The sequence below is a fragment of the Deltaproteobacteria bacterium genome (genome assembly GCA_016213065.1).
Classification (GTDB): Bacteria; UBA10199; UBA10199; order SPLOWO2-01-44-7; family SPLOWO2-01-44-7; genus JACRBV01.
Window position 1 is genome coordinate 1 of record JACRBV010000070.1, and the last position, 4973, is coordinate 4973.

At 44.0% G+C, this 4973-nt stretch carries 6 protein-coding genes; 3 read left to right on the forward strand and 3 right to left on the reverse strand.

Annotation, left to right across the window (positions count from 1 at the left end; translation table 11 throughout):
• Positions 1–112: 112 nt before the first annotated feature.
• The 3 genes from HY877_04145 to greA all read right to left on the reverse strand — a co-directional run bounded on the left by HY877_04145 (position 113) and on the right by greA (position 2872).
• Positions 113–1570 (reverse strand): TrkH family potassium uptake protein, encoded by a 1458-nt coding sequence (locus tag HY877_04145; protein MBI5299468.1) that lies wholly within the window; start codon positions 1568–1570, stop codon positions 113–115.
• Between the two features lie 167 nt (positions 1571–1737).
• Entirely contained in the window at positions 1738–2202 is a 465-nt protein-coding gene (locus HY877_04150) for a hypothetical protein (GenBank protein MBI5299469.1), read from the reverse strand.
• A gap of 196 nt (positions 2203–2398) precedes the next feature.
• Positions 2399–2872 (reverse strand): transcription elongation factor GreA, encoded by a 474-nt coding sequence (gene greA / locus HY877_04155; GenBank protein MBI5299470.1) that lies wholly within the window; start codon positions 2870–2872, stop codon positions 2399–2401.
• A 40-nt stretch (positions 2873–2912) separates the two neighbouring features.
• Between greA and rsmD the strand changes: the two genes are divergently transcribed.
• The 3 genes from rsmD to HY877_04170 form a co-directional block, all read left to right on the forward strand.
• Positions 2913–3488 (forward strand): 16S rRNA (guanine(966)-N(2))-methyltransferase RsmD, encoded by a 576-nt coding sequence (rsmD, locus tag HY877_04160; GenBank protein ID MBI5299471.1) that lies wholly within the window; start codon positions 2913–2915, stop codon positions 3486–3488.
• On the forward strand, positions 3485–3979 hold the full coding sequence (coaD, locus tag HY877_04165; protein ID MBI5299472.1) for a pantetheine-phosphate adenylyltransferase: 495 nt from the start codon (positions 3485–3487) through the stop codon (positions 3977–3979). The genes rsmD and coaD overlap by 4 nt, the downstream gene beginning before the upstream one ends.
• On the forward strand, positions 3976–4973 hold a 998-nt coding region (locus tag HY877_04170; protein MBI5299473.1), incomplete at its 3' end, for a pyridoxal phosphate-dependent aminotransferase. The genes coaD and HY877_04170, both read left to right, overlap by 4 nt.

Sequence of the window (4973 nt, forward strand, 5' to 3'; positions counted from 1 at the left end):
AAACAGATGTTGGCGGGTGGCAGGCGAAGGTTTGTCAGCCCGATCTTTTGGGAGGGCGTGCAAGCCTTCGCCTGACAGGCCCCGCCACCTAGGTTTGCGATTGTTAGAGGAATTATTTTCTCCAGAATTCACGGGACATAATCACGAGCACGGGAAAAATTTCGACGCGGCCCAAAATCATGCAAAGCATCAACGTAATTTTGCCGATAACTGGTACGCTAAAATAACCGCCCGCCGCTCCTAACTCATTGAACCCGGGCCCCACGCCTCCCAATGTTGCCGCAACACTTGAAGAGGCGACGACCATATCATATCCAAGCGCTTGCATGACCAGTGCGCCCGTCGCGAAAATCAAAATATAAAGACAGAAAAATGCGGTGACTCCTTCCAACACCTCTTTGTCGACCACGCGCCCCTGCAATTTGACCGGCGTAAATCCGGCCGGATGAACAATTCTGAAAATTTCGCGATAAGCGTATTTGATAAGGAGCGCAATGCGAAAGCACTTGATGGCACCCGAAGAAGAAGCGACCATCCCGCCCGTGAACATTAGAATAAGCAAAATATATTTTGAAAAAGAAGGCCAATGACTGACGTTGGCATTCCAAAAGCCGGTTGTTGAACCGAGCGAAATGGTGTTGAACGCGGCGATCCGCCAATTATCAGGAATGTTGCTTGAGGTTAGGTTCCACCCAACCAAAAGCGTTGAAACAAGAAGAATAGCTAAATACAAACGCAACTCGGAACTTTTCCAATAAGCCAACCAGTCTTTTTGCAGGAAAGAATAGTGCAGGGCAAAATTGGTTGTACCCAAAATCATGAAGACCATTAAAACAATTTCGATGAAGAGACTTTTATAGGCGGCGATATTTTCCGTTTTTGTCGAAAACCCGCCCGATGAGATGGTGGAGAAACTGTGGCAGAGAGCATCGAAAAGATTCATTCCTCCCAAAGTCAGCATAAACACTTCGATAGCGGTCAGACTGAGATAAATAAGTAAAACGGTGCGTGCCGTTTCTCCGACACGCCGGCGAAGTCTTTCTCTCACAATAGAGCTGGTTTGAAAAAGTTCCATTCCGCCGGCCCGGATGAAAGGAAGAAAAAGAAGTGCCATAATAATGATGCTCACGCCCCCCAGCCACTGACTCAACGCGCGCCAAAATAAAAGTCCGTGAGGAAGCAATTCCAGTTGTTTTGTGGGAATTAAAACAGAAGCCGCGGTGGCGGTGAATCCCGACGTCGCTTCAAAAAGACTGTTCAGAAAAGAGATCGGAGAATAATTGTCGAAGGATAATGTGAGATAATAGGGAAAGGCTCCCCACAAAATTGCTACAAGCCATAAAAGGGTGATCAGAAGAGTTGCTTCACGATGGGAGAGATCTTCCACATCCGTTTCCCAAGAAATTTGCATCAACCCCAACCCACCAAAAAGAGGAATTAATGCCGAAACGAAAAGCCAGATCGTTTCTTTCTCATGATAAACAAAAGAAATAGCGGCGGAAACGCCGATCAAAAAAGCGATGATACACGAAAAAAAACCAAGAATTTTTGCAAGAGCCCGCCAATTCATGAAGGCGAGATATAAGACTGTTCCTATTTTATGACAAGAGTATTATAGGTCTAGTGAAAAATGTCATTCCCGCCCCGTATCGCGGTACGGGGTAAACTCCGGCGGGAATCCAGACACGCTCACAATTATTGGATCCCTGCCTTAGCAGGGATGACAAAATACTTCCATCAAACAAATTCGCCCGGGAGATCTAGCAAAACCATTTCCTGAAAATATTGGCGATTGTCATTGGACATATTCGACAGCACTTTTTTTAAACTATGATCGAGAAGAATCAGATCGCTTTGAATATTTTGTCCCTTTTCTTCTTTAACCCCATCATCCCAGTCAACGGACATAAGATGATAAAGAGGAATATAAAACTGGTCAAAAGTAATTCTGGCTTGATTCATTTTTGTGGAAAGCGTTTCACTGCTCGCCAAAGTTTTGAAGAAATCGCCTTTATCGGTAAGACAAGTGTGACGATTAAGATAAAACTGGTACCATTCTTTCAAAACAGGATGAGGAGTGAGCCAGCTTTCGATATTTTCCGTGGTGGTACAGACACGATCCGCGCTCTGTCCCACACCGACCCATATAAAGGAAAGAGCAACCCACAATGCAACAATTAAAATCGGCTTTATAACACGCATATTCCCCCCCCACGGGAGAAAGGAGCAAGTTACGTGCCAGTTTGAGGCTGAAAGCGGTTTTAAAAATATGTGTGATTTTAATAGGTTAGAGTATCCAGAATTTCGAAGTTTAGACGAGGGGGGTCAAAAATGACACTTTTTTGACGGTCGCCGTCAAAAAATTGACTATGACCAGAATGTAGCCGCTACTTTCTGGTTACTGATATTTAATTTCAATGATTTCCAGTTCTCTTGAACCTTTGGGGGTATTGACTTGGGCAATGTCTCCGGCTTTTTTGCCGATTAAAGATCTGGCGATGGGAGATTCGATCGAAATTTTTCCGGTTTTGATATCGGATTCGTGAACCCCGACAATTTGATAGGTTGTTTTTTTCCCGGAATCGGTTTCTTCAATCGTGACCGTTGCCCCAAAAGCCACTTTTTCGTGTTTCATGGTGGAAGGGTCAATGACGTGTGCGCGTGCAAGGGCATCTTCGATATTGCGGATTTCCATATTAAGCTGGCCCTGAGCTTCTTTCGCGGCATCGTATTCCGCATTTTCGGAAAGATCGCCGTGTCCTCTGGCTGTTTCAATGGCTTGAATCGTTTTTGGGCGTTCCACCGCTTTGAGATGTTTAAGACGTTCGTGAAGTTTTTTGTGACCGTGAGGGGTCATGGGTACTTTAGTCATAGTGCTTGCATAACTGGTCTTTTCTATTAAATCAAGATGCATGCGTGTCATTGCCGGTCTTGCCAAAGGAAGGCGTTTAATCTCCCCAAAAACGAATGCCATTCGTCCCGTTTTGGATCAAGTCAAAGAAGCTGTCTTCAATATCCTTTTTAATGTTGAAGCGTTACGCGTTTTGGATCTTTTCGCGGGGACGGGAGCCGTGGGGATTGAAGCCTTAAGTCGCGGAGCCAAAGAATGCGTTTTTGTTGATTCAGGAAAAGAGGCGATAGGACTGATCCGCAAAAATCTGGAACTGTGCAAAATGGATGACAAAGGATTTGTTTTAGAAATGCCAGCCGGCAAAGCGATTAATTATCTCGCCAAAAAAAACAAAATATTTGATCTGATTTTTGTCGACCCTCCCTATGAAAAGAATTTTGTTAAGAAAACACTGAAAGAATTGGCGAAGAGTTCTTTGCTTCATTCGGAAACCCTGATTATTGTGGAGCGTCATCCCAAGGAAATGATCGGAGATGTGGAGGGGCTTTCCTTGACGGATGAAAGAAAATATGGACAAACCCTCATTAGTTTTCTCAAACAAAGTTTTCTCAAACAAGATTTTCTTGAACCACAATGACAAAACGCATTGCCATCTGCGCCGGAAGTTTTGACCCTCCCACCTTTGGTCATCTCAATATCATTGAGAGGGGTTTAAAAATTTTCGACACACTCATTGTTGCTGTGGCCACCAACACCTCCAAGAGTTCGATTTTAACAGTGGAAGATCGTGTGGAACTTCTTCGCGAATTGTTGAAGGATCATAAAGGTATTGAAGTCACCTCGTTTGAGGGACTGCTCGTCGATTTCGCGAAACAAAAAAATATCATGACCTTATTGCGCGGCATTCGCACCATGAGCGATTACGAATATGAACAGCAAATGGCGCTTGTGAATAAGGCCCTCTACCCCTCGCTGGAAACGGTTTTCATGATGACCGAGGGACAATATTCACATCTTCGCTCCACTTTTATTCGCGAAATTCTGCTGTCGGATGGTTCGTGCAAAGGAATGATTCATCCGCTTGTTGAAAAGAAACTGAAAAAGTCATTGCGAGGAATATCGTTTTGAAGCCATCTCCCATAGAATTCTCAAAACGTATTTTAAAAATCAAACCTTCCCCGACACTGAGTGCGGCAGCGATTGCCAAGGAACTTCAGGCGAAGGGAATTAAAATCACCGATTTTACCGTCGGGGAACTGACGTTTCACACACCGAAAAAAATAAAAGAGGCGTGTAAAAAAGCCATCGCCGAAAATTGGACACGTTACGCCATTGTGCCGGGCATTTTAGAATTGCGACAGGCAATTACGGCGAGGATTAAAAAAGATTACAGCGTTTCTTATTCGCCAAATGAAGTGATTGTAACCTGCGGCGCAAAACACGCGATCTATAATGTTCTTCAAGTTTTGCTCAATGAAGGGGATGAAGTATTGATTCCAACACCCTATTGGGTTTCCTATCCCGATCAGGTTTTGTTGGCCGACGGCAAACCGGTTTTTTTGACGACCGATGAAAAAAACGGATTTAAAACCACGCCGAAACAACTTGAAAAATTCATCACACCGAAAACAAAACTTTTTATTTTGAATACTCCCTCTAACCCAGCAGGAGTGTGTTATAGCGGGGAAGAACTTCAAGCGCTGGGAAAAATTTGTGCCAAAAATAATATTCTGGTTCTCTCGGATGAAATTTACGACAAACTTGTTTTTGATAATTTCAAACACACTTCGTTTGTGCATGCCTGCCCCGAAATGCGTGACAGAACTATTCTGATAAACGGCGCTTCCAAAAGTTATTCGATGACAGGTTGGCGCATGGGTTTTGCGGCGGCGCCGATTGCGATCATCGATAAAATGAAAATTTTGCAGAGTCAGGAACTGACTTCCATTCCCACTTTTGTGCAGAAAGCCTGTGTTACCGCCTTTGCCGACTGCGACAAGAAAGTGGAAGAAATGCGTGTAGAAATGCAAAAAAGAAGAGATGTGATGCACGCGGAGCTTTCAAAAATCAAAGGAGTGGAATGTTTAAAACCCGAAGGCGCTTTTTATCTTTTTCCAAATAT